Genomic DNA, 25,682 nt, shown 5'->3' with positions numbered 1-25,682 from the left:
ATACCCAATTTTTTTCAGGCTTGGAATCAGAAACAGGATCTCAATATGATAAAGCTTATCCAGGAGTTAATCCGGAAACAGGTCTTTTCACTTCTACTCATAAAGAATTTTTAGATTTTTACGATGATGTTATTTTAAAATTATTGCCAAAAGGAAGTAATAACACTCAAGAACAACAACTCATACAACAAACATATGAAGAAATCTTTAAAAAAGTATTAGCTTTAATCAAAGATTATCGATTTCATATTCCATTAGTCAATTATATAACCATAAATTAAAGAAAGGGATTATCAGGATAAATTGATATGCAACTCATGAAGAAATTAAAACAAAAAATTAGTATTAAAAACATCATTATTATGTTAATTATTTTTTATTTTTTAGCTACTGTATCAGATGTATTAGATAAATATATCCTGAACCCAAAAAGATCGAAAAATATTTATAAATTTAAAAAATATTATTTATTTAACATCATTATTAATTACGATATTAAAGGCACGATAGATCAGTTTTTAAGACCTATTTCCACTTTGTTATTTTTAGGTTATTGGGGAGAAAATTTTTTAAAAAATGATGGTTTATCTTCTAAAAAAATTTCTTCTTCTCAAAGAAGTTCATTCACTTTTAAAGATGTTGCTGGCAACGAAGAAGAAAAAGAAGAAATGAAAGAATTAATTGATTTTTTAAAAAATCCTAAAAAATACCAAGATATAGGGGCTTCAATTCCGAAAGGAGTTTTATTAGAAGGACCTCCAGGAACTGGTAAAACTTTATTAGCGAAAGCAGTTGCTGGAGAGGCAAATGTTCCTTTTTATTCAATATCTGGTTCTGAGTTTGTAGAAAAGTATGTCGGAGTCGGCGCTTCAAGAATAAGATCATTATTCAAAGATGCTAAATATAATTCTCCCTGTGTAATTTTTATTGATGAAATAGATGTTTTAGGTGGTAAAAGAGGTGGCGGGAATAGTAGCGGTTCTCGGGAAAACGACCAAACTCTTAACCAATTATTAACCGAAATGGATGGTTTTCATAAATCTAAAGGATTAATCGTTATCGGCGCTACTAACCGAAAAGATATATTAGATTCCGCTTTGCTTCGTCCTGGAAGATTTGATCGTCAATTTACTGTTGATTTGCCTGATGTTAAAGCTAGAGAAGCTATTTTAAAGGTACATGCGAAAAATAAAAAATTAGATAAAAAAGTTGATTTTTCTCAAATCGCTCAACAAACGCCTGGCATGAGCGGTGCTCAATTAGCTGCTGTTTTAAATGAAGCTTCTATCTTAACAGTTAGAAATGATAAAAAAACAATAACAAATGAAGAATTATATGAAGCTATTGATCGAGTTTTAATGGGTCCAGCTAAAAAATCACGTAAATATAATGATGAAGAAAAACGTATGGTAGCTTATCATGAAGCGGGACACGCTGTTATTGGTCTAAAATTAAAACACGCTCAAAAAGTACAAAAAATAACTATTATTCCAAGAGGAAACGCTGGTGGTTATAATTTAATGATGCCGGAAAAAGAAACTTTCTTTTCTTCTAAAAAAAGAATGTTAGCTAATATTATCTCTTATTTAGGCGGTAGAGCAGCTGAAGAATTAATGTTTGATGATATTTCTAATGGGGCTTACGGTGATTTCAAATCAGCAACTAAAATAGCGAACCAAATGGTGACCAAATTAGGAATGTCTGATTTAGGACCGATGCAGAATGATAATAATTCTTTTGTACGTAATGAAATAGTAGAAAAAGAAATTAAAAAAATTATCGATGAATGTATGGAAGAAACAAGAAAAATAATTAAAGAAAATAAAACTTTATTAGAACAAATAGCAAATCTTTTATTAGAAAAAGAAATTATTAATAAAGAAGAAATAGAAAAGTTGATTTAAGAATATAAATTAAAAAAAGAATCTAATACGATTCTTTTTTTAATTTATAATATTTATTTTTTAATACAACCAGTTTTTTTAGCTGCTTTAGCAACTGATAAAGAAATTTCTTTAAATACTGATTTATTAAAAAATTTGGTAAAATGTTATTCTCATTTAAATCTTCTATTTTTATAATATTTTTTAAAGCATAAATAACTGCTTTTTTCATTTCTTCGTTAATTTTAGTAGCTTTAACATTTAAAACGCCTCTAAAAATTCCTGGGAAAGAAAGACAATTATTTATTTGATTAGGAAAATCAGAACGGCCCATAGCAATCACTTTAACTCCACCCTTTTCGGCTTCATCTGGCATAATTTAAGGGATAGGATTTGCTAAATATTACTTCTTTTGATTTTAATTACACTATATCCGTTAACTATAAAATAAAGTATTGCCCAATTAAAAATAAATTATAATTTTAAATATTATATTCATACCTAACTATTTCTAAAAATAAATCATTATGTTTAATTTATAACAAAAATTCATAATAAAAAATTACTTACTAATTAATTTTAATATAACCAAAAAATTATAATTGTAATAAAAAACAAAAATATTAAATTAATTTGTAAAGTTTTTAACCTTTAAATATAACATTTATATCATTTACATTATCTTTAACAAAAATTATTTTTGTTAATTTGAAAAGATATGAAATCAGATACTTAATTTAAGTCTTAAAGAACCATTTTATAACTAAAATTTGTTTAAAAAGGAAAAGCGCAATAAAGAATCTAAAGAGATTGCAAATATTTTTATCATTTAAACAATTTATTTTATTTTTCTTATTTTTTAAATTATTCTAGAATTATGATATATATAATTATATATATCATAATCATGATGTTATCATTGTTATTATATGATTTTATATGGTATAAGATGGAATATCGGAAGATTCATAAAAGTTTATTCATGTTTTTTTAAAAATTAGTATAATAAATAAATTTTAAATAAATTGTAAAGGAATATTGTTATGGTTCAATTTAATTTTAATTATAAATCAAAATATAAAATTTTTTTTATTATATTAATGATTTTTTTAGTTTTATGGACACGACAAATTTATGCTTTTAATCCTAATGATTATGAGAAAGATAAGAATCAAAAACATTTTTTTCAATGTTGGAGACATGAGGATGGTCATATTTTTGCTGATAACGCAAGAGTTTTTTATGATATTCCTGGAATTACATTGGTGCCTTGTCGAACTTATCAAGAATATGCTAATAAAAGTCAATTAGTAGGGAATGCTACTGGTATCGCTCTTAATTTTGTGCCACCCGCAAAATTATTTTGGAATGGGTTTAAAACATTAATGGCTGATAAAATATTAGATCATAAAGATGATGGAGTAGCTATGATCAATGATATAGTTAGATATTATATTTTAAACGACGAAGGAAAAGCGTTTTTCTTTTTTGAAACGAATCAATTAGACGAAATTAAACAAGTAGATATCACTTTTTGTGATTGTAATATGTCTCCTTCTTTAATTACTAGTGTAATTGAATTTTTAAATCATTTAACTGAATTTTTAGATGATCCTGATTTTGATAATTTAATAGAGAAATTAATATCAAAAGGTGAATTTTCTAACAAAGAATTAAAAGAAATGGGAATTCAACAAAGCGATATCGAAATAATATCACAATACCAAAAAATTCCTAAAACTATCAAAAACAAAATTAAAGAATATATAAAGAAAAAAATAAATCAAAAAGTAGGTCATGCTATTGCTAAAACAGCTCTAAAAACAGGAACTAAAAAAGTAGTAGGAAAAACTTGGGGTAAGGTATTATTTCCTGAAGTTTTTGAAGCTGTTGATATGGGCGAAAAAAAATATGAATCTCAAGCTCATATTAAAAATAATATTCATTTTGAAATCAAAAATAATAGTTACGAAACGACATTAGGGTTTGCAATAAATTTTCCTAATAAAAATGAATTAGAAATATATGAATTGAAAAAAACTTCTGAATGTCCTTTTATGACTAAATTAATTAATAAAGTTAATCTTTTTGATTCTACACATATGTTAATCAACTTAATTCAACCTAAACGCGGTTTAGATCCTAATAAATATTTAAATATTTATTGCGGAAAGGAAAATTAAAATAATGATTCCTTATAAAATTTATTTTTTAATATTTCACATTTTTAGTTGTTTAATCACTATATATATCATTTTAAAAACAAAATATTTAGATTTTATTATCGACCCTTCCAGTCGATTTTATAAAAGTAATTTTAAAACTTATATTAATAATAAAAAAGAATGTCAACAAAGTATACAATCAACTACAAAAAAAATTAATCAAATTTCTCAAAAACAAAAGATTATTGATGACTCTCAAATTCTTACATCATATAAAAGTGTTTTTCAGAAATTGACTTTTTTAATCTTATTGACAATCATATCTACAATTATTTCTTATTTATTTTTAAATAGTATTACTGATTTTAACAAATTAGTATGCTACTTGTTTATATTTTTCGTTATCATAGGCATTATTGGTTTTATTTATTTTATTTGTTATTGTTTATGTAATATTTATGTATTTACTAGTTTGATATTGCGTTTTTATTCTTTTTTAAATGCTATTCTTTATGGAATAATGTTAGCTTTTTTATATAGATTAGAATATTTAATATTAACATCTTCCGAAAATAAAGAATTCGCTCAAATAATTTTAAAATATTTTTTATTATTTTTTGTTTTTACTCCTTTATTATTAACTTTAATTATTATTATTTTTATCAGTTTTTTATATAAAATAAATAAAATAAAAGTAAATTCCAAATTTCATTCCTGTTTAAGAATTTTATTTATTGTTAGTATATTTAGTGGATCATATTGGATACCTGATTTATTATTACCTGAAGAAAATAAATCTTTTTGGTTTTTAATGTTTAATTTATTAGAATCTTTTTTTATTTTAATTTTATATACTTTAATTTGGGTAAATTATTTAAATCAATTAGATCGTTTTATTGAACAAAAAATACCCAAAAAATATGAATGGGTTTTAGTTTATTTTTTATTTGAAGCTTTTGTAATAGTTTTTATGGAGATTTTATTTATAATTTTAGACATTGTTAATTATTTTTTAAAAAAGAATAAATAAAAAAATATAAAATCTTGTATTATTTTTTATCGTGATATTATTCTGTTCTCGTTTTTTAAATATTTTTTTATTTAAATTGATAATTTATATTTTTTATTAAAGACTTTAAAAGATTTTGTTGCAATTCTTGCAAGATTTTATCCTTATTTAAAACCTATTTTTGAAAAAACTAGCAATAAACAAATTTTACCAATATTAAAGAGATTTGTTAACGATTTAACTCATAACAAATACAAATATGTTATCAAATATAATAAAATTGTTGATGCAATAAAACAAATCAATATCAATTTTACAAAAGCTTTCGACTTTAACAAGTTGTAAAACTGTCTAAAAATGTTAAGAAGTGCAAGTTCGACGACTTAGAAATTAATATAATATATTAATTTATTAAACATAGCTTATTAAAAAAATTAAAAAAAATGATAATATTATTAAAAATGATATAATATTTTATATACTCGGAAGACAAAGGAAATAAAGAAAAAAATATTTCTTTACAAATTGATTTATTTAAACAATTAAATACGAATGAAAACGGTAAATCTAATTTTAAGGCTACTATGAACATTTTTTATAATTCAAAAAAATATAATGAATTATTAAAAAAATTTCAAACAGAATTTGAAGAATATAAAATTAAATTAAAATCTTTAAAAGAAAGTAAGGCTAATGTCGAAGAAGCTTTAATAGAAGAATTAAATAAAGAATTAGAAATTATAATTGATAAACAATTAGAATGTCTTATTGAAAATGATTTTTTCGATGAAGAACATAAAGAATTTTTAAAAGAAACAATTGAAAATATTTAAAATTCTAATTTATTTGAATTTTTTAAGGATAATTAATTTTAAATTTAATTTTTTAAAAAAGAGAGTATTTTAAATACGAATAATAATGACATTAATAACAAAAAACAAAATAAATTTTTTCTTTTAATTCCTTATTTTTTTATTATTTTAGTATTATTATTTATTTTTTTATAATTGTTAGTAAAGCTTATGAGACTCATTTAGAAGCTGAAGAACTTAGACATAAAACAATTAAAAAAGAAGAATTTAATTTTTTCTTTAAACCTTATTTAACTTATAAAGATCATGAAGGTAATACAATTAGAGAATATAATTTTTTTCCTGGCATGAAACCTGTAGGTAGAGATCATAAAGGTAGATTAAATTATTTTTCAGTTCAAGAATTTATAGCAAATTGTAAAAAATATAATTTTAATTCATTTCCAGTTATTATGGATGAAGGTTCGGAGAATTTATTTAATATAGAATATGAAAACGGAAAAGAAAAAGAAAAACACGGTTGGAAAGTTTCAAAAGCTAATTTTAATTTAATTTTAACTAATAAATCAGATAATAGTCTTTATAACATGGCAAAATCAACAAGTAGTAATATTGATGATTATAATTTTGTAAATGCTTCATATTGTTTTTTAGATAATATAACTTTGTTAGATTTTTTAGAAAAAGCTAAAGATCGTCCTTCTGAATTTGAAAAATTTACTCATATGCGTTTTGTAAAAAAAAATTTAGAAACTGAATTTGATTTTTGTTATTTTTGGTTAAATAATTTAAAACAGGGTTTAAGTTATATAGAAAAAACGACAAAAAATTATAAAAAAATTTTTAATAATATATATGTTAAATATTTACAATATTTGAATAATGAAAATTTGTTATATGAAATAAAAGATTTTAATAATGAGGCTGGTTGCTTTCAAAATATTGAATTAAAAGAAAAAGAAATATTTTATAACAAAACTAATAAATATGAAAAAAGATATATATTAAAAAAAATTTATGATTTACTTATAAATATTAAACGACATTAATATAAGAGATAATAATATTGCTTTAAATTTTAATCCAATTTTTCAAAATTTCAATAATTTAAATAAAAACTTTGAATCTCATACTCCCGATTATACAAAACAACCAGAAGATACTTTAATTTAAAATAAAACAAAAAATATAATTGAAAATGATAGAAAATATCATTTGAAAGGGACTCGTGATAATTGAATACAAAATATTTTTTTTAATTAATTTAATTAAATATTAAATTTTTTTATTATTTAAATCTAATATATTTTTAATATAAAAACTAATTAAGTGGTGTTTAGTTTTTTTAATTACGGTAGTTTACAAAAAAATAAAAAAAAGGATTTCAAAAAAATGGCATTTGAAAGAAAAAAATATTTTGATTTGAAAAATGGAATTGATAGAGAAAAATATATTATTCATATTAAACACGTTTTAAATAAAAATAAAGCTGCAAAAGAAGATTTTATTAATGATTCAATTAGTCTTTTAAATAATGAATATATAGATATTTTTCTTTTTAGAGAAAATTTAAAAGAAAAAAAATTTTTAGGAAAATTTATAAATATTATTCTTGAAAGTTTAAATTATTTTACTTTACAAAAAATTTACGATGCTTTGATGTCATATGAAGATTTTTATGATGTTATGATACAAGATGTTACGGTAGAAGATGAATATGATACTGAAAATAAAAATGAAGTTAAAAATGAAAATGAAGTTAAAAAATATATAAATGAAGTTGACGTTTTTTAAACATGCAAACAGTCGAACTATTAAATATTCAATCAAATAAAACATTATATTTAGAAGAATTAACAATGAATAATAAAGATATTCTTTTATCTAAAAACACTCAAACAATGTTTCAATTAATTAACAAAACACAATTTGATACTTTATATGAAAAAAGATATTTTAAAAAAGAATTTTGTAATAATTTATACTTTTTCAAAAGTATTGATTATGGTATTGGTGCTTATTCTAATTGTCTACCTCTTCATCTATACCAGTTATTATCAGGCATGAAACATACAACGTTCACATAATTTAAAAAGAAAAAAAATTATGTTTATTAGATATGAATTAAGAGCTTTAGGATATGATTTCGCAGTATTTCAAAAAAATGTAAATAAATTCATTTTTAATACCGAAAAGACTAGTTAAATCAAACTAGTCTTTTTTTGCTTTTAGTGAAAAGGGGTTTTAAAAATATGCATAGTTAAAAAAATTTACATTTTTTTTATAACAAAGCACACACCAACACTTAATTTTTTTATAACATTGATAAAACGTTTATATCGTATTTTCGAAAATAAATCAAAAATATAAAAAATTAATAATTTTAAATTATAATATTAATATGTTAAAATAATATTAGTTGTTATCTAATAGTGTATACAAAATGATATAAATATAATAGGAGATTTAGTAAATTTATAGTTTATGGAAAAAAGTGATCTAGACGATTGTAATCATATAATATTTTATAATCTATTTTTTTTAAATTTAAAAAAAGAGGTTACGAAATAAAGTGATTTCGACAGTTCCCAGTGGTATTATTATTGTTTCTTTAATTTTATTAAATTCTTTTTTTTCTTCTATAGAAATAGCTTTAGTTTCTTTAAATCAAAATAAAATTGATTTAGAAGTTAAAAAAGGGTCCAAAAAAGCTTTAAAAATTAAAAAATTAAAAGAAAAGCCTAATTTGTTTTTATCAGTTATCCAAATAGTAATTCATATTTTAACATTTTGTCAAGGATTTTCTTTAAATCATGAAAATCATCATTATGGCATTGATATATTAGTTGTAGTAAGTTCTATTGTTTTAGGAGAATTAGTTCCTAAAAGAATTGCTTTAGCTTTTCCGCTTCAAACTGCTTATTTTTTTATTAATTTTTTTAATATAATTTGTTTTTTAACAAAACCTTTTGTTTTTATTTTTAATCAAATAAGTAATTTAATTTTATTTATACTAAGAATCGATACTAATGTCAAAAAAGATATTGTAGATGAAGATGAGTTAAGATTTTTATTGACTTCTTCTTATAAAACTGGTGTTATTAATAACAGCGAAAAAGATATGATTCAAAATGTTTTTGATTTTGATGGAACATTAGTTTCAGATATTATGAGACATAGAACAGAAATTATCGCTATTAATTCTAATATTAGTAAAAAAGATATTATAGAATTTATTTCTCGTGAAAAATATACAAGATTTCCTGTTTACGAAGAGAATCTTGATAAAATAATTGGGATTGTACATGTTAAAGATATCTTTAAAGGGTTATTAGAAGTAGATAAACAGAAAAAAAATTATTCAAATAAAGAACAAAATTTTGATATTAAGCAATTTTTACGTAAACCTTATTTTGTTATTGAATTCCAGAATATTAGTGAATTATTTAAAGAAATGCAATTGAAACAAAATCATATTGCGATAGTTGTAGATGAATACGGAGGCACTTCTGGTATTGTAACTATAGAAGATGTTATTGAAGAAATTTTAGGTGAAATCGAAGATGAATATGATAAAAAAAATAATGAAATTTTAAAAATTTCAGATAAAGAGTACATAATAAGAGGAACGACGCATTTACACGAAACAGAAGAACATTTAAAAGCTGATTTACCTACAGAAGATTATGATACTTTAAGTGGTTTTATTTTAGGACAATTAAAAAGAATGCCGGATAAAAATGAAAAAATCCAAATTTGTTATAATAATTGGCAATTCGAAGGTTTAAGATACGATGGTTTAGTAATTAAAACAGTTCGTATTACTCGTATGACAGTTTAGTAGATAAATTATTTTAATTATTTTATTATAATTAACAATAATAAATTAATGAAATATCAATTTATTATTGTTAAAATTTTATATTTAATTAAATTTTTGAAATTTTTTAATAAAAATTAAAATTAGAAAGATTTAAAAAATTGGATAAATTATTTATCCAATCCTCTTTAGAATTATTAGAAAAAGAGTTAAAAACTAATTTTAAAGAAGGATTGACACAAAAAAAAGTATATCAAAAAATTTTAGAAAATGGTTTAAATAAATTAAAAGAACCTCCTCAAAAAGGGTTTTGGAAAAAATTTTTTTATCAATTTAATGATTATTTTGTTTATATTTTATTAACAATTTGTTTAATTACTTTTTTTACAGGAATTATCGAAAATACAAAAGAAGAGTTAGTAGAAAGTTTTTTAATTTTAATAATTATTTTAAGCAACGCTTTTATAGGAGTTTTATACGAACATAGTAAAGAAAATTCCTTATTTCTTATTAATAAAAACACAAAATCTTACGCTAAAGTATTAAGAGATAAAGAATTAAAATTAATTTTCAAAGAAGAAATAGTTGTCGGAGATATTGTTTATTTAGAAATAGGAGATATTGTTCCTGCTGATTTAAGATTAATAAAAACTCATGATTTAAAAGTTAATGAAGTTATTTTAACAGGAGAGAATTTACCTGTTATTAAAAATAGTTGTATTATATCTAATAAATTTGTTTTAAATAATTCTCCTAATTTAGTTTTCATGGATACTAATATTGTTTCAGGAAATGCTCATGGTGTTGTTATCAAAACAGGGACAAATACCCAAATAGGAAAAATTACCCAATTAATATCTATACAAAAAAAAGAAAAAACTCCTTTAGAAAAAAATATTCAACAATTATCGAAAGTCTTAAGTTTTATTATTTGTATCTTGGTCATTATTAATTTTATTTTGAATTTATTAAAAAATTTTATATTACAAGGACAAATAGATTTTACGATAATTAAACAAATTATTTTATCTTCTATGATTTTAGCTGTAGCTGTTATTCCGGAAGGTTTATTAGCTATTATAACTATTATTTTAGCTTCAGGGATAAAAAAATTAATAAAGAAAAATGTTATTGTTAAAAATTTAAAAACTTTAGAAACTTTGGGCGCTATAAATATTATTTGTACTGATAAAACAGGAACTTTAACAAGAAATCAAATGACTATCAATCAATTATATTTAAATTATGAGAAAATAAAAATTAATTCGAGTTTGATATCAGATTCAAATATAACAAGATTAGTTACTTATGGTGTTTTATGCAATAATAATTATTTTTCTTCTGAAAAAATAAATTATCCAAATAAGGAAATTTTTGTTTTTGATTCTGTCGATCAGTCTTTTATAGATTTAGGTAATTTATTGAAATTAAATATTTACCAACTTGTGAGAGAAAATCCAAAAATAAAAGAATTTCCTTTCGATAGTACAAAAAAATTTATGGTAACGATTCATCAAAAAGGAAATGATAAATTTTTAATAATCAAAGGAGCTGTTGAAGTTTTATTTAATTTATCTCATTTGATTCAATATAAAAATAAAATTGTTACCAAAAATACAGAAAATATTCAAAAAATAAAAACAGATTTAGATTTGATGTCTTCAGAAGGTTATAAAGTTTTAGGAATCGCTTATGCATCGATGAATTCTTATGATTATTATTTGAATGATTTTGATTTAGAACAAATATTAAATGAAATAAAATATAAAATTATTTTTTTAGGAGCTTTAGGTATAGAAGATCCGATACGTTCTGAAATTTTACCAACTATTCAAGAATGTCAAAAAGCTTTTATCAAAATTATTATGATAACTGGAGATCATCTTAAAACAGCTGTTAAAGTTGCTTCTGATTTGAAAATTTTTAATCCCTCGAAAGATTTAGCTATTGACGGTGAGTCTTTAGAACTTTTAAACGAAGAAGAATTTAATATTAAATTATCTTCAATTAAAGTTTATGCTAGAACTACTCCTGAGCAGAAATTAAAAATTATTCAATCATGGCAGAAAAAAGGCAAAATTGTAGGGATGATAGGTGATGGAGTTAATGACGCTCCAAGTATTAAAAAAGCTGATATAGGGATTTCAATGGGGATAACAGGAACTGATATTACTAAAAACGCATCAGACATTATTTTAACTAACGATAATTTTGATACTATTAAAAATGCTATTCAAGAAGGAAGAAATATTTTTGATAATATCAAAAAAAGCATTATGTTTTTATTAAGTTGCAATATTGGTGAAATAATTCTTATATTATTAAATACTTTATTAGGACATTTGTTTTTTGATAAAAATTTTATTATTTTAAACACTTTGCAAATACTTTGGATTAATTTAGTTACTGATTCTTTAGTGGCTATTTCTTTAGGTTTAGAACATCCTGAAGCAGATATAATGCAAAGAAAACCTCGCCTGATTCAAAATTCTTTATTAAATAAGAAAATAATTAAAAAAATTTTAAGCGAAGGTATAATGATTAGTTTTTTAAGTTTTTTAGCTGCTTTTATAGGATATCAAATGCATAAAAGTAATCAACCTAGTCAATATGGGCAAACTTACGCTTTTATGGTTTTATCATTATCTCAATTAATTCATGTTTTTAATTTTAGAAGTTTTAATAAATCTATTTTCAGCTTAAAACCTAATTTTTATTTAAGAATTTGTTTTATTATTAGTTTGTTTTTACAAATGACTATTTTAATAATTCCTTTTTTAAGAAGTAATTTCCAAATATCTCCTTTTTTATCTTATAAAGATATTATAATTATTTTTTTATTCTCTATGATGCCTTTAATTATTATAGAATTAAAGAAAAAAATTATTAATAAACTTAAATAAAAAGTAATAATTTAAAAATTATTACTTTTTATTTAAATATTGTGAATATTTATATTATAATTTAATAGTATCTTATTTATATAAGGGAGTAGTACTCAAGTAGGCTATAAGAGGCGTCCCTGCTAAGGACGTAGTCCAAATTTTTGGTGCAAGGGTTCGAATCCCTTCTACTCCGCCATTTTTAAAAAATAGAAATTATGAATATTCTTAAAATTTTTTTAAATAAAAAATAATCTTTGAATAAAAAAAATAATAAAAAAACGCAAAGACATTAAGCATAAACAATATATTTTTATTAATTAGTATTATTGTTTAAATAAAAAATGGATTTTTTATATAAAAAAGATAAAAAAACTTTTTTAAATTATTAATTTTTTTTGTAATATATTTAATCTTTTTATTAAATAATTTACAAAAGTAATTATAGAGAAATTATGGTATTTGTAAAAATTAAATAATTTTAATAAATAAAAATTAAATTAAATATCAATCCTAAAATATTTGTTATTTTTTTAAGCAACCTCTTTTTAGATAATTGAAAATATATTTCTTTAAAAAAACAATTAATTTTTAAATAATAAAATATTTAATTTTTTAAAAAGGTTCGATTCCTTCAAATTATATACAAAATTAAATTTTTTTCTTTTGTCATTTCGCAAAAATACAAAAAAGAAATGAATAGAAAAATTAAATATTTTTTAGTTAAAATAAAAAAGTTATCTTTTAAAAGATAACTTTTTTATTTTATAAGATTTAAATATTTTTTTATTCATTTAAAAAAATTAAAAATTTCAATATGATTATGTTTTACAAAAGATAATTTTTTTGGTACTGATGGTCGGACTCGAACCGACATGATTTTAAATCGTTTGATTTTGAGTCAAATGCGTATACCATTTCGCCACACCAGCCTATATAATTAAAATATATTTATATTAAATAAAATTAAATTTATTAATATCAAGTATATTTTTATTATATCATAAAATAATAATACAATTTAAATTTTTATTTTCTAAATATTATCAATATTTTTTAATATTTTAATGAATAATTAATTAAAATAATTTATCTAATTCTTCTTTGTTAATAGTTTCTTTTTTTAATAATAAATTAGCAATTTTATTTAATAAAATTTTATTATCAGTAATAATTTTTTTAGCTTCTTGATAACATTCATTTATTATTTTTTTAATTTCTTCATCAATTATTTTGGCATCAGAAAATTCTGTATTTTGGATAACTCCTAAAGAACTCATTCCGTATTTTATGACCATAAATTTAGATATTTCGTTTGCTTTTCTTAAATCTTCGGCAGAACCAGATGAAATATCATCAAAAACTAATTCTTCGGCTACTATACCACCTAAATAAGAAATAATATTTGCTAACATTCTTTTTTTAGAAGAAAATAATGTTTCTTTATCAGGAATCATTAAATTATAACCGCCGATAGAACCTCTGGGAATAATATTAATTTTTTGTACTTTCGGAGCATTTTTCAATTTTAAACCAATTACTGCATGTCCAGATTCATGGTAAGCTACCATTTTTCTTTCTTCTTCATCATATTTAATTGATTTTTTAGACGGTCCTATTAAAACTCGATCTACAGCTTCTTCTAATTCTATCATAGTAATGAATTCTTTTTTATTACGGATTGTTAAAATAGAAGCTTCGTTTACAATTACTTCTAATTGAGCTCCGCTCATCCCTGATGTTTTTTTTGCTAATTGATAAAAATCAATATTAGGAATTATTTTTTTATTTCGGACATGAACTTTTAAAATTGCTTCTCTGGCTTTAACATCAGGAAGCCCAATTTTAAATTTGCGATCGAATCTACCTGGTCTTAATAAAGCAGGATCTAACATATCAATTCGATTAGTAGCTCCTATGATAATTATTCCATGAGAAGAAGTGAAACCATCCATTTCAGTTAATAATTGATTTAAAGTTTGATCTCTTTCGGAAGAAGAGTCTGAAATATCATTTCCTCTTTTTTTTCCTAAAATATCAATTTCATCAATAAAAATAACACAAGGAATATTTTTTTTTGCTTCTTTGAACAGTTTTCTTAATCTAGAAGCTCCTGTTCCAATATATATTTCTACAAATTCTGAACCAGAAACAGCATAAAAAGGAACTCCTGATTCCCCAGCTAAAGCTTTAGCTAAAAGAGTTTTACCTGTCCCTGGTGGACCTTCTAATAAAATTCCTTTTGGAATAGAAGCTCCTATTGAAGAATATTTTAGTGGATTTTTTAAAAAATCAATTAATTCTTTCATTTCTTCTTTTTCTTCTTCGTTTCCAGCGACATCTTTAAAATTAAATTTTAATTTTTGTTTATTAGAAATCAAAGGATTATTTTTCAATTTGTCTGATCGTAAAAGAAGATTATTTAAAATATAAAACATAAAAATAATAGAACTTAAAGATCGAAATAAAGTAAAAAATAAACTTAATATTGGAATTTTATTTATTAATAAAAATAAATAATAAAAATCTGTTTTGTATTCGTATTCTTTTATATTAGGATATTGTTTAAATTTATTAATTATATTCAATGCATTAGGTTCTAACATTTGCGTTTGAAAGAATGTGTGATTTAAATCTTCAGCTTCTAATAAAAAATAATATAAATTAGTTATCGAATTTTTTCGCATTATATATTTGAATTTTCGAATTAATTGACTATTAAATTTTTCTTCCATTTTTGTTAATGATATTTCTTTTCCTTTTGGAGTCCATTGATAAATATTATTAAAAATAAATAATAAAATTAAAAAAAATAAAATTTTTTTCTTTTTTGTAATTTTAAAAATATTGAAAAAAATATTTTTGATCATTTATATTTTGTTAAATACCCTTATCTAAATTAAAATAGTTATATATTAAATTTAAAAAAACAGTTATTAAAAAAAGTTAATTTTTGAATCGAAATTATTTTTTTTATAACTACTTTTAATTATAATAAGAAAAATTAATTTATTAAATTAATTTTTCAGCAAATAAATAGATATAATAATAGTTATTATTTTTTTTAAATTTTTTTTAATTTATTTTAAAAAACATTATTATTGATGAATTTTCGTTATTTTTTTATATTTATATTATATAATATTATTTGATATTTATATATTTAATTATAAATATCAAAAAAATAATTAAAATTTATTTTTATTAACATTTTTATAATTTTAATTTTGGATAAAAATAAATAATTTTAGTCAATTTCTTAAAATTAAAAAATTAATATATTAAATTGTTTTATCATATAAACAAAAAGAAAGATATTATAAAAATTTGGACAAAATAAAAAAAATTATTATTTTTGTTTCTAGTTGTGCTTTTTTAATATTTTTTTGTGTTTTTTTGATTTTTTTTCTTAAATCAAATGATAATGAAGTAGTTTCGACAAATGATTCGGAAAATTTAATAACAAATATCGAACCGACAGAAGATATAACGACAAACGAAGAAAATTCAGAATCAATTAATGATAAAGTGCGCAAGTTCGGGCCTTTAAATTTAGAGGGTATATAAGGGTCCCTTTGGTATCGATAGATAGTATATCACATTATTGGATTAACCTGAGAATGAAAATTTAATAAGGGAAAATAGCATATCCAAAAAGCATTGAAATAATTATAAAGAATGCGAAATGAAGTTAGTAAAAGCATGAAATTCTAGGGAATTAAAGATATAAAATAATTAAATAATTAATGTTAATGTTAATTTATTTTATTTCAAAATTTTTTTTAAAAAAAATTTATCAAATTAAGACCTTGATTATTTTCTTTATCGAATAATTAAACTATCTTTAATTTTTAATAATTTCTTAATTTTATAAAAAAAATTTTTGATAATAATTATTTTACCAATAATATCCATGCAAAATTAACATTTCCTAAATTAAAGAGCTACCTTGGAGAAGCTAAATAAAATTACTATTATTTATAAATTTTATAATTTTAATTTTACATGCTTGCAGAGTTTTCATAGTACTCGTAAAATTAATATTTTACCAAGGAGAAGTTAATAACTTTTACAAGGGGAAGGAAAACAGAGAGAAAAAAATAATTTTTTTCTAATTTAATAAAAAAGTATTAATTTTTTTATAAATGAACTCGGAAAGCCGTATGCATAGGAATATGCCCGTGCGGTTTGGGCGAGGGTTTTATCAAAAGAATAATATTTTTATTAATTTTTGAATTAATAAAAATAAAAAAATATGATATTTTCTATTCGCATGAAAAAGATTTAGAAGAAAAACAAAATGACCAAAATCCTTCAAGTTTATTAAAAAAAATTACAGAAACGAAAGCTTTTAAAGGAGCATCTGATTCATTATACAAATTAGGAGAAAAAACAATAAATAAATTTACAAATTCGTTTAATAATAAACGAAATATCAAAAAAAACATTAATCCTAAAATTTTTAAAAAAATAATATAAATATAATTTTATTTTTGAAAACTAAAAATTTATAAATGAAATTTTTAGTTTTTTTTTTAAAAAAAATAAATAAAAAAATGTTTATTTTTTTTAATTAAATTAAATTATATTCAAATAATAATATTATTTGAATAATATGTAAAATTATAATATAATACATCCTAGACATATATTTTTAAAATTAAATATTATATATTTAAAAAAATATGCTAATTTTTATCATAATAATTTATTTTTAAATGAGAAGATTATTTTTTTATGTCATTATAATATTTTCGATTATTTTTTTATTTAAAAAATTATTTTAAATAAAAAAATAATCGAAAATATTATAAAATATTAAACAAAATTAAAAAATAAAAAATTTTAAATTAAGATAATATAAAAAAAATATTAAATTAGAACAGATATAAATATTTTAATATTAAGAAAGGAAGAAATAATTTATTAAAAAAGATGTAAATGGAAATTAATAACAGTTGCTCGTTTATTTTATTTTTTATTTTTGCTGGATTAGGAACTTTGATATATTTTGTTTCCAAAAAAAAAATAAGTGAAAAAATAAGAAAAATAGATGAAAGTATTGAAAAAAAAATATTAAAATCTCAATTGATTTCGGCTCAAATTCTTTCAGAAACTGAAAACAAAGTTAATTTATTAAAAAAAGAAACAGAAAATGATTTAAATCAAAGAAGAAAAATAATTATTAATTTAGAAGAAAAAATTATTCATAAAGAAGAATTGTTGACTTCTCGATTTAAATATTTACATGAAAAAGAAGAATCTTTATATAATAAAGAACAAAAAATAAATATAAATAAAAAATATTTAGAAGAACTGCAAAACAAAATCGAAAAAATAATAATACAACAACAAAACAAATTAGAACAAATTTCTTCTTTGACTCGAATAGAAGCAAGAGAAATTATTTTAAAACAAGTTAGAGACGATTCTTATCAAGAAATAATAAATTACGAAAAAGAACAAGAAAAAGAATATAAATTTAAGATAAAAACTAAAGCAAAAAATTTATTAATTTTGACAATGCAAAAATTATCTAGAGAAGTTGTTTATGAACATAATATTAGTATGATTTTTTTAGAACAAGATAGTTTAAAAGGAAGAATTATCGGCAAAGAAGGACGTAATATAAAAGCTTTTGAAATTATTACTGGCGTAGATTTAATAATAGATGATAATCCTAATACAATTATTTTAAGTTGTTTTGATCCTATTAGAAGAGAAATTGCGAAAAGAACTTTAGAAGCTTTAATTATCGATGGAAGAATAACTCCTGCAAGTATTGAAAAAATATTTTTAAAAAAATCTGAAGAAATTGATGAGTTTATACAAGAAATAGGCGAAGAAGCAGTTTACGAAGCTAAAATAGGATTTATTGATGAAGAATTAGTAAAATTATTAGGTAAATTACATTTTAGAACTAGTTATGGTCAAAATGTTTTAAAACATTCTTTAGAAGTATCTTTTTTAGCAGGATGTTTAGCTGCAGAAACAGGAGAAAATGAAATTATAGCTAGAAAAGCCGGACTTTTACATGATATTGGTAAAGCTTTAGATTACCAAACAGAAGGAAATCATGTTAAAATCGGAGTCGAACTTGCTAAAAAATATAAAGAACCTCTAGAAGTAATAGACGCTATTGCTTCACATCATGAAGATCAAGAATCGACCACTTTAATAGCTGTTTTAGTTTCGATCGCGGATACAATCAGTTCTGCTAGACCAGGAGCAAGAAAAGACTCAATTGAGAATTATATTCAAAGAATAACTCAATTAGAAAATATTGCTGATAGTATTGAAGGTGTATCAAAATCGTACGCCATCAGATCCGGAAGAGAAATAAGAGTTATTGTTAAATCTGAAGAAGTTGATGATTTAAATACTTTTTTAATAGCTAAAAAAATTAGAAAAAAAATTCAAAAAAATATTCATTATAATTATTGTATTCAAATTACTGTTATTAGAGAGTTGAGAGTAATTGATATAGCTTAAATCAATAATTAATTAAAGGGGAGAGGGTGCTCAATATTATGAAAATTCTTTTTATTGGTGATATTTGCGGCACACCAGGTGTTGATTATTTAATAGAAAAAATAAATTTTTTGAAAAGTAAATATAAATATAATATAATTATTGTAAATGCAGAAAATGTCGATAATGGCAAAGGTTTAGATTATGAAAATTATAAAGAATTAATCATCGCTGGAGTTGATATAATAACAATGGGTAATCATACTTTTGATAATAATTCCATTAAAAATTTTATTTCGTCTTCTAATATTGTTATACCTGTTAATTTAGATAGTGAATGTACTGCTAGTAACGGTTATAAAATAATAAAATATAAAAATAAAAAAATTCTTATAATGAACGCTTTAGGAAGAGTTTTTATAAATAATAATAATTTATCTTGTCCTTTTGAAAAAATTGAAAATATTTTAAATATTTGTCATAAAAAATACAATTATTCATTTTTAGATTTTCATGCACAAGTTACTAGTGAAAAAATTGCTTTGGCTCATTATTTTGATGGCAAAATTGATGCTATTGTAGGAACGCATACTCATGTTCAAACTAATGATGATAAAATATTACCCAAAAAAACACTTTATATTTCAGATGTCGGAATGACTGGACCATATGAAGGAGTAATTGGACAAGATAAAAATATTATTATTAATAATTTTATAAATACAAAACATAAAAAAAAGCATAAAATTGCAGAAGGTAAAAGACAACTAAACGGAGTTTTATTAACTTTAGGACCTCATAAGAAAATTACAAAAATAAATTTTAATGAATAATTTTTTTATAATTTATAATATATAAAGTTATTCATTAAAATTTTATTTAGAATGGATTTATATGAAAAAAATAATAGTTATTTCTGGACCGACAGCATCCGGAAAAACTAGTTTATCTATTGAATTGGCTCTTTTTTTTGAAGGAGAAATTATTAATGCAGATTCAGTTCAAATTTATAAAAAATTTGATATTGGTTCAGCTAAAATAAATATTGAAGAAACTAGACAAATAAAGCATCATTTATTAAGTAAAGTTGAACCTGAAGAATCTTATAACATTTATAATTTTCAAAAAGATGTTAGAAATTTAATACCTAAAATAAAAATCCCTTTTATAGTAGGCGGAAGTGGTCTTTATATTAAAGCATCTCTTTTTGATTATGAATTATTTTCTGAGGATGAATTTTTAAATCATAAGATAAATATAGATAATTTAGAAATACAACAAATGTTAGAAATAATTCGAAAAAAAGATCCTAAATTAATTATAGATGAAAAAAATCCACGTCGTATTTTAAGTGCTTATAAACAAATTATTCAAAATAATTTAAGATCTGAAAAGAAAAAAAAAAATATTCCTTTATTTGATATTTTATTTTTTTATTTAGATATACCGAAAAATATTTTAAAAGAAAGGTTAATATCTAGATTAGAAGAAATGTTAAAAAAAGGGTTTATTCAAGAAGTAAAATATCTTATCCGAAATCATCCAAAAGCAAATTTTAATATTATAGGATATCGCGAAATAAAATCTTTTTTAGAAAAAAAAATAAGTTTTAATGAAGCTAAGGATTTAATTATTCGGAATTCTTTAAAATATGCTAAAAGACAAAAAACATGGTTTAAAAACCAAATTCAATTTTTACAAATTATAAATCCTTTAGATGCGAATTGGAAAGAAAAAATATTTTACATGATAAAAAAATTTTTAAAAAAGGAACCGAAAGATAATGAATAATACTAATGTTAATACTAATGATTTTAAAATAGGTCAAACTATTAAATTAAATAATAATGTTTATCAAATTGTAGATTTTTTACATGTTAAACCTGGTAAAGGTGGCGCTTTTGTAAGAAGCAAATTGAAAAATTTAAAAAATGGTTATATTATTGAACATATTTTTAATGCAGGGGTTAAAATTACTAAAGCATTAGTTAATAAAAAAAAATTGCAATTTTCTTACATTTTAAATGATAAATATATTTTCTTAGACCCGGATACTTATGAAGAATTTGAAATATCTAAAGATAAACTAGAAAACATCATTAAATATTTAAAAGAATCTATGTTAGTAGAATTTATGTTTGACGAGGAAGAAGAAATTTTAGGCGTTACTATTCCTGATAAAATTTGTTTAAAAATAATTCAAACAGATTCTTTGACAACATCTAATAACGCTCGTAAAACAACTTCATTTAAAGACGCTGTTTTAGAAACAGGTTTAATTATTAAAGTCCCTATTTTTATTGAACAAGGAGAAGAAATTATTATCAATACAGAAACGGGGTTATATATATCTAGAAAATAATAATTTTTTTTATTTTAGATATTTAAATTTTTGTTTTTTTCTTAAAAAAGAATAAAAATTTTTATTCTTTTAAAAATATCAAAATCAATGTAATCGATGTTTATGTTTGTGAAATAATATTTTAAATAAAAATTATGTTAAAATCCATAAGTATAAATAATTTAAAATAATAATTTGTAAATAATATATTATTTGATGATTTTAAAAATAATTATTAAAATCATTAATTATAATTTTAATATAAAAAAAAAAAAAAATAAAATTATAGAAGTAATTAAAAAAATATTTCTGTTTTTTTAATTATTTAATATTAAATAATTAAAACTTTATCATATCAGTTTTTTATTTTTGATTTGATAAATAATTATAAAATCAAAAGTTTTAATTATAAAAAAAGGGTCATAATCAATGAAAATTAAAAATAAAGCAATGTTAATAACTTATCCTGATTCATTAGGAAAAAATCTTAAAGATTTAATTAAAGTTTTAAAAGAAGATTTTGGAGATTCTATTGGTGGAATTCATATATTACCTTTTTTTCCGTCAACGAGTGATCGTGGTTTTTCTCCATCAGGATATGATAATGTCGATCCGGCTTTTGGTAATTGGAAAGATATCGAAATTTTAAGCAAAAAATATTATTTAATGTTTGATTTCATGATTAATCATATTTCGCGCGAATCTGTAATGTATAAGGATTTTCAAAAAAATCATGAGAATTCTAAATATAACAATTTTTTTATTCGTTGGGAAAAATTTTGGGCTCAAAAAGAAGACAAAAAACCTACTCCTGAAGATATTGATTTAATTTATAAAAGAAAAAATAAAGCACCTATACATTATATTACTTTTAAAGATGGTACAAAAGAAAAACTTTGGAATACTTTCGGAGAAGATCAAATTGATATTAATATAAGTGATGTTGTAGCTAAGCAATTTATTAAAAAAAATTTAGTAGATATGGCTGCACATGGCGCTAGTTTAATTCGTTTAGATGCTTTTGCTTATGCTTGTAAAAAAATAAATACTAATTGTTTTTTTGTAGAACCTGAAATTTGGAATCTTTTAAAAGAAGTGGATAATATTTTAAAACCTTTAGAAGTTGAAATTTTACCAGAAATTCATGAACATTATACTATTTCTGATAAAATTAGCGAACAAGGATACTTTATTTATGACTTTGTTTTACCATTGGTAATGCTTTATACATTATATTCAGGAAAAGTTAAAACTTTAGCTGATTGGTTAAGAAGATCTCCGATGAAACAATTTACTACTTTAGATGTTCATGATGGTATCGGAGTGGTTGATGCTCGTGGTATTTTAACAGATGAAGAAATTGATTATACTTCTGAAAAATTATACAAAATAGGAGCGAATGTTAAAAAAATTTATTCTTCTGATTCATATAATAATTTAGATATTTATCAAATTAATACGACTTATTATTCTGCTTTAGGTAATGATGATGATGCCTATTTATTAGCGCGTGCTTTTCAAATATTTGCTCCAGGAATTCCACAAATTTATTATGTAGGTTTGTTAGCAGGAGAAAATGATATTAAGTTATTAGAATCTTCGAAAGAAGGAAGAAATATTAATCGTCATTATTATTCTTTAGAAGAAATTAAATCACAAGTTAAACGTCATGTTGTTCAAAATCTTTTAAAATTATTATCATGGAGAAACGAATGCTCTGCTTTTGATTTAGATGGCGAAATATTGATCGAAACAGATTCACAAGAAAACAAAATTAAAATAATACGTAAAAATAAATCAGGAACAAGTATAGCGTGTTTAACAGCTGATGCGAAAAACAAAACATTTGTTATTACAGAAAATGACCAAAAAATATTAGATAATTTAAAATAATAAAATAATAAAAATATTTATTATTACTAATATTTTTATTATTATCCTTTTAATTTTAAAAGATTAATCTAAATAAAGATAACAATTAAATTAAATTTAAAAATTAAAATTGAATTTAGTTTTTTTATTGATAAACTTTAAATATATAATTTAAATTACAACATAATAAAATATTTATTGATTTTTAAGAAAATTAATGAATATTTTTTTATATAAAAATAAAAAAATTTAATAATGAGAACAAGATAATAATTAAAAAGTTTTTAATTAACAATTAAAAAATGAATTATAAATTCTTAAATTCGAATTAAAAAAATAAAATTATGGTTTCGAAAATATAAAAATTATTTTCGTTAATTTAATTAATCTAATAAAAAAAGATTTAATTAGTTAAAATAACTAATTAAATCTTTTATGTTTAAATAATTTAATCTTTTTTAATTCCGAAAAAACCTTTTAATCCTTTTTTACGACTATCATTTTTTGGAACATGCACACTTGATCTACGTTCTTCATTTTGCGTACTCGTAGTATTATTATTTTTTGTTTTATTATATTCATTATAATTACATAAATTTTCTAAAAATACGGAAACTTGTTTGTCTTTAAATAATGTTTGCATAACGTCTTTTTTGAAAGGACAAGGGTACCAAAAACTTCCAAAAGATAAAGCTACAAGACCACAACCTATATAAATTAATACTAATTGTATCTGTTCTTTATTTAAGATTTCTTTTTTAACTAATAAAATTCCTAATACGCAAGGAATTAAAAGTAAAAATCTTGAATAAAGTTTTAGTATATTGAAAATTATGTCCTTTACGTTTCCGCCCATAGATCCAAAAACGCCCTTAATTTGTATATCTTGATTTGCTAAAAAATCTATTAACATTGTCTTGCTTACTATATAAATTATAGGATATAAAAGAATAACAATATTTTTAATCTTAGAAGATGGCACATCTTTTGCTAAACATAAATAATAAAATATAAATAAAAAAGGTAAAATCATAATTAATAAACGATATAAATAACAAAAAGTGTTGTATCTATTAAAGAATAAATCGTTATTACTTGCAATTTCTGGCGAATATTTTATATAACTCATACAGCCTGTAATTAAAGTTATTAAATTTATCCAAGAATGAATTTTATTATTTTTAAATTTAGTTATATGAATAAAAAAAGTAATAAAACATAAAAAAACGAATACACACATGTAATCAAATAAAAAATAAGATGATAAACCATTGCAATCAATACTTGCTGCAATTAAAATTGCAACGATAAAACCAGACATAAAAAAACTGCCTATAAAAAAAATTAATTCCGAAATTTTCTTAAAATCTATTTTATTCGAATTTGACTTCATAATATTTTAACTCCTTAAATTCATAATTTGAATATATTTGTTGAAATAAATTAAAATACAAAATGATTATTATTAAAGTTTTTTTTAAAATCAAGTTGTTATAATAAATATTGAATTTAATTAAAAAATTACAATTCAAGTTTAATTATAAAATAAAAAAAAAATTTAACAACTTTTACATATATTTATAATTATTTTGTTTTTTTAATCAATTTTATAAATTTATTTTAATATCTTTATTTATTTTCCAAAAGAATATTTTTTTAAAAAAAATATTTAAATTAATTATTTATGATGAATAATTTTTGATGTATAATATCAATGTTTTGTTACATAAAAAAATATCTAAAATATAATTTTTAAGTTTACAAAATAAACATAATATGTTTTTTTAATTAAAATTCATAAAATTTTTCGAAAATATATCCATAAATTAATTTTTCTTCGATTAGAAAGGCAAATTAATTGGAATTAAATAAAAGTAATATGTTTTATAAAATATTCTTCTTAATATTATTTTTAGTTATGCTTTTTATTATTTATAAAATAAGTGAAAAAAAAGAAAATATCAAAGAAGAAAATAAAGTATATGATTTACCTAATAAACAATTAATAACTTTAGAAAATAGTAATATTCCAGAATATGAACAAATGATAAAGGATTTATTACAAAATAATATATCGATTAAATATGACGAATTAAATAAAAATATAATAAAAATAATTTCAAAAAATAATATTCAATTAGAATATGATTATATAAAAGGGAAAATAATTAAAATAATTGATACAAAAGGTAATATTAAAGAGTATGACACGGAAACATATAATTTGATCAAAGAATTTTTTGTTGCATTTGATAACCAAAAAAAAATTTATAAATATCAAAGAAAATATGATCCAAACAAAGGTTTCTTATTAGAAGAAACAGATTCTGAAGGAATTATTAAAGAATATAGCTCTTCTTTAAAAAAAGAAATTTTTCCTGATGGAACAATTAGAAATTATTTTCTTTTTTCTTGCCAAGAAATTTC

20 protein-coding genes, 2 tRNA genes and 1 pseudogene are annotated in these 25,682 nt (G+C 20.9%); 19 read left to right on the top strand and 4 right to left on the bottom strand.

Features of this window, described 5'->3' with window-relative positions; genetic code table 11:
- A partial coding sequence (locus KTO59_RS01655) for a hypothetical protein (RefSeq protein ID WP_284928315.1) occupies positions 1 to 281 on the top strand: 281 nt, incomplete at its 5' end.
- Positions 282 to 308: 27 nt separating this feature from the next.
- Complete coding sequence (ftsH, locus tag KTO59_RS01650; protein ID WP_284928314.1) at positions 309 to 1,904, top strand: ATP-dependent zinc metalloprotease FtsH; 1,596 nt, start codon at positions 309 to 311, stop codon at positions 1,902 to 1,904.
- Between the two features lie 22 nt (positions 1,905 to 1,926).
- Here ftsH (KTO59_RS01650) and KTO59_RS01645 read toward each other — a convergent pair whose 3' ends face one another.
- Entirely contained in the window at positions 1,927 to 2,259 is a 333-nt protein-coding gene (locus KTO59_RS01645; RefSeq protein WP_284928313.1) for a malic enzyme-like NAD(P)-binding protein, read from the bottom strand.
- A 667-nt stretch (positions 2,260 to 2,926) separates the two neighbouring features.
- Here KTO59_RS01645 and KTO59_RS01640 point away from each other — a divergent pair.
- The 9 genes from KTO59_RS01640 (at position 2,927) to KTO59_RS01600 (ending at position 12,770) form a co-directional block, all read left to right on the top strand.
- Positions 2,927 to 4,066 carry a hypothetical protein gene (locus KTO59_RS01640; RefSeq protein ID WP_284928312.1) on the top strand — a complete coding sequence of 380 codons (1,140 nt, stop codon included), beginning with the start codon at positions 2,927 to 2,929 and terminating at the stop codon, positions 4,064 to 4,066.
- Between the two features lie 4 nt (positions 4,067 to 4,070).
- Positions 4,071 to 5,078, top strand: a complete 1,008-nt coding sequence (locus KTO59_RS01635) for a Bax inhibitor-1/YccA family membrane protein (protein WP_284928311.1) — start codon at positions 4,071 to 4,073, stop codon at positions 5,076 to 5,078.
- Between the two features lie 563 nt (positions 5,079 to 5,641).
- A complete protein-coding gene (locus KTO59_RS01630; RefSeq protein WP_284928310.1) occupies positions 5,642 to 5,890 on the top strand; it encodes a hypothetical protein in 249 nt (82 codons plus the stop codon).
- Positions 5,891 to 6,216: 326 nt separating this feature from the next.
- Complete coding sequence (locus tag KTO59_RS01625) at positions 6,217 to 6,918, top strand: hypothetical protein (RefSeq protein ID WP_284928309.1); 702 nt, start codon at positions 6,217 to 6,219, stop codon at positions 6,916 to 6,918.
- Between the two features lie 343 nt (positions 6,919 to 7,261).
- Entirely contained in the window at positions 7,262 to 7,663 is a 402-nt protein-coding gene (locus KTO59_RS01620) for a hypothetical protein (protein WP_284928308.1), read from the top strand.
- Between the two features lie 2 nt (positions 7,664 to 7,665).
- A complete protein-coding gene (locus KTO59_RS01615) occupies positions 7,666 to 7,956 on the top strand; it encodes a hypothetical protein (RefSeq protein ID WP_284928307.1) in 291 nt (96 codons plus the stop codon).
- Between the two features lie 485 nt (positions 7,957 to 8,441).
- Positions 8,442 to 9,710 (top strand): hemolysin family protein, encoded by a 1,269-nt coding sequence (locus tag KTO59_RS01610; protein ID WP_284928306.1) that lies wholly within the window; start codon positions 8,442 to 8,444, stop codon positions 9,708 to 9,710.
- Positions 9,711 to 9,850: 140 nt separating this feature from the next.
- The gene (locus KTO59_RS01605) at positions 9,851 to 12,592 is read left to right on the top strand and encodes a cation-translocating P-type ATPase (RefSeq protein ID WP_284928305.1); all 2,742 of its coding nucleotides are present in this window, start codon (positions 9,851 to 9,853) and stop codon (positions 12,590 to 12,592) included.
- Between the two features lie 85 nt (positions 12,593 to 12,677).
- Positions 12,678 to 12,770: transfer RNA gene (locus tag KTO59_RS01600), tRNA-Ser, on the top strand.
- Between the two features lie 648 nt (positions 12,771 to 13,418).
- On the opposite strand, the gene KTO59_RS01595 is transcribed toward KTO59_RS01600, so the two are convergent.
- Positions 13,419 to 13,503 (bottom strand) — tRNA-Leu (locus KTO59_RS01595).
- A 147-nt stretch (positions 13,504 to 13,650) separates the two neighbouring features.
- Positions 13,651 to 15,441: an ATP-dependent zinc metalloprotease FtsH gene (gene ftsH / locus KTO59_RS01590; RefSeq protein ID WP_284928304.1), complete on the bottom strand. Its 1,791-nt coding sequence runs from the start codon at positions 15,439 to 15,441 to the stop codon at positions 13,651 to 13,653.
- A gap of 457 nt (positions 15,442 to 15,898) precedes the next feature.
- On the opposite strand from ftsH (KTO59_RS01590), the gene KTO59_RS01585 reads away from it, so the two are divergent.
- The 7 genes from KTO59_RS01585 to gtfA all read left to right on the top strand — a co-directional run bounded on the left by KTO59_RS01585 (position 15,899) and on the right by gtfA (position 23,276).
- Positions 15,899 to 16,138, top strand: a complete 240-nt coding sequence (locus tag KTO59_RS01585; RefSeq protein WP_225696203.1) for a hypothetical protein — start codon at positions 15,899 to 15,901, stop codon at positions 16,136 to 16,138.
- 621 nt (positions 16,139 to 16,759) lie between these two features.
- Positions 16,760 to 17,050, top strand: coding sequence for a hypothetical protein (locus tag KTO59_RS01580; RefSeq protein WP_284928303.1), 291 nt, complete (start codon positions 16,760 to 16,762; stop codon positions 17,048 to 17,050).
- 462 nt (positions 17,051 to 17,512) lie between these two features.
- Positions 17,513 to 19,063 (top strand): ribonuclease Y, encoded by a 1,551-nt coding sequence (rny, locus tag KTO59_RS01575; protein WP_225696201.1) that lies wholly within the window; start codon positions 17,513 to 17,515, stop codon positions 19,061 to 19,063.
- Between the two features lie 38 nt (positions 19,064 to 19,101).
- Positions 19,102 to 19,875 carry a TIGR00282 family metallophosphoesterase gene (locus tag KTO59_RS01570; RefSeq protein ID WP_225696200.1) on the top strand — a complete coding sequence of 258 codons (774 nt, stop codon included), beginning with the start codon at positions 19,102 to 19,104 and terminating at the stop codon, positions 19,873 to 19,875.
- 61 nt (positions 19,876 to 19,936) lie between these two features.
- Positions 19,937 to 20,833, top strand: coding sequence for a tRNA (adenosine(37)-N6)-dimethylallyltransferase MiaA (gene miaA / locus KTO59_RS01565; RefSeq protein ID WP_284928302.1), 897 nt, complete (start codon positions 19,937 to 19,939; stop codon positions 20,831 to 20,833).
- On the top strand, positions 20,826 to 21,404 hold the full coding sequence (gene efp, locus KTO59_RS01560; protein ID WP_284928301.1) for an elongation factor P: 579 nt from the start codon (positions 20,826 to 20,828) through the stop codon (positions 21,402 to 21,404). Before miaA ends, efp begins: the two co-directional genes overlap by 8 nt.
- A 408-nt stretch (positions 21,405 to 21,812) precedes the next feature.
- Positions 21,813 to 23,276, top strand: coding sequence for a sucrose phosphorylase (gtfA, locus tag KTO59_RS01555; RefSeq protein WP_284928300.1), 1,464 nt, complete (start codon positions 21,813 to 21,815; stop codon positions 23,274 to 23,276).
- A 427-nt stretch (positions 23,277 to 23,703) separates the two neighbouring features.
- Here gtfA and KTO59_RS01550 read toward each other — a convergent pair whose 3' ends face one another.
- Positions 23,704 to 24,648 carry a hypothetical protein gene (locus KTO59_RS01550; RefSeq protein ID WP_284928299.1) on the bottom strand — a complete coding sequence of 315 codons (945 nt, stop codon included), beginning with the start codon at positions 24,646 to 24,648 and terminating at the stop codon, positions 23,704 to 23,706.
- A gap of 465 nt (positions 24,649 to 25,113) precedes the next feature.
- Here KTO59_RS01550 and KTO59_RS01545 point away from each other — a divergent pair.
- Positions 25,114 to 25,682, top strand: a pseudogene (locus tag KTO59_RS01545) (hypothetical protein); the annotation flags it as partial.

The sequence above is a fragment of the Candidatus Phytoplasma sp. AldY-WA1 genome (assembly GCF_020312115.2).
Lineage (GTDB): Bacteria > Bacillota_I > Bacilli_A > Acholeplasmatales > Acholeplasmataceae > Phytoplasma > Phytoplasma vitis.
Note: the sequence above shows the minus strand (reverse complement) of the source record. Positions and strands in the feature narration are given on the sequence as shown.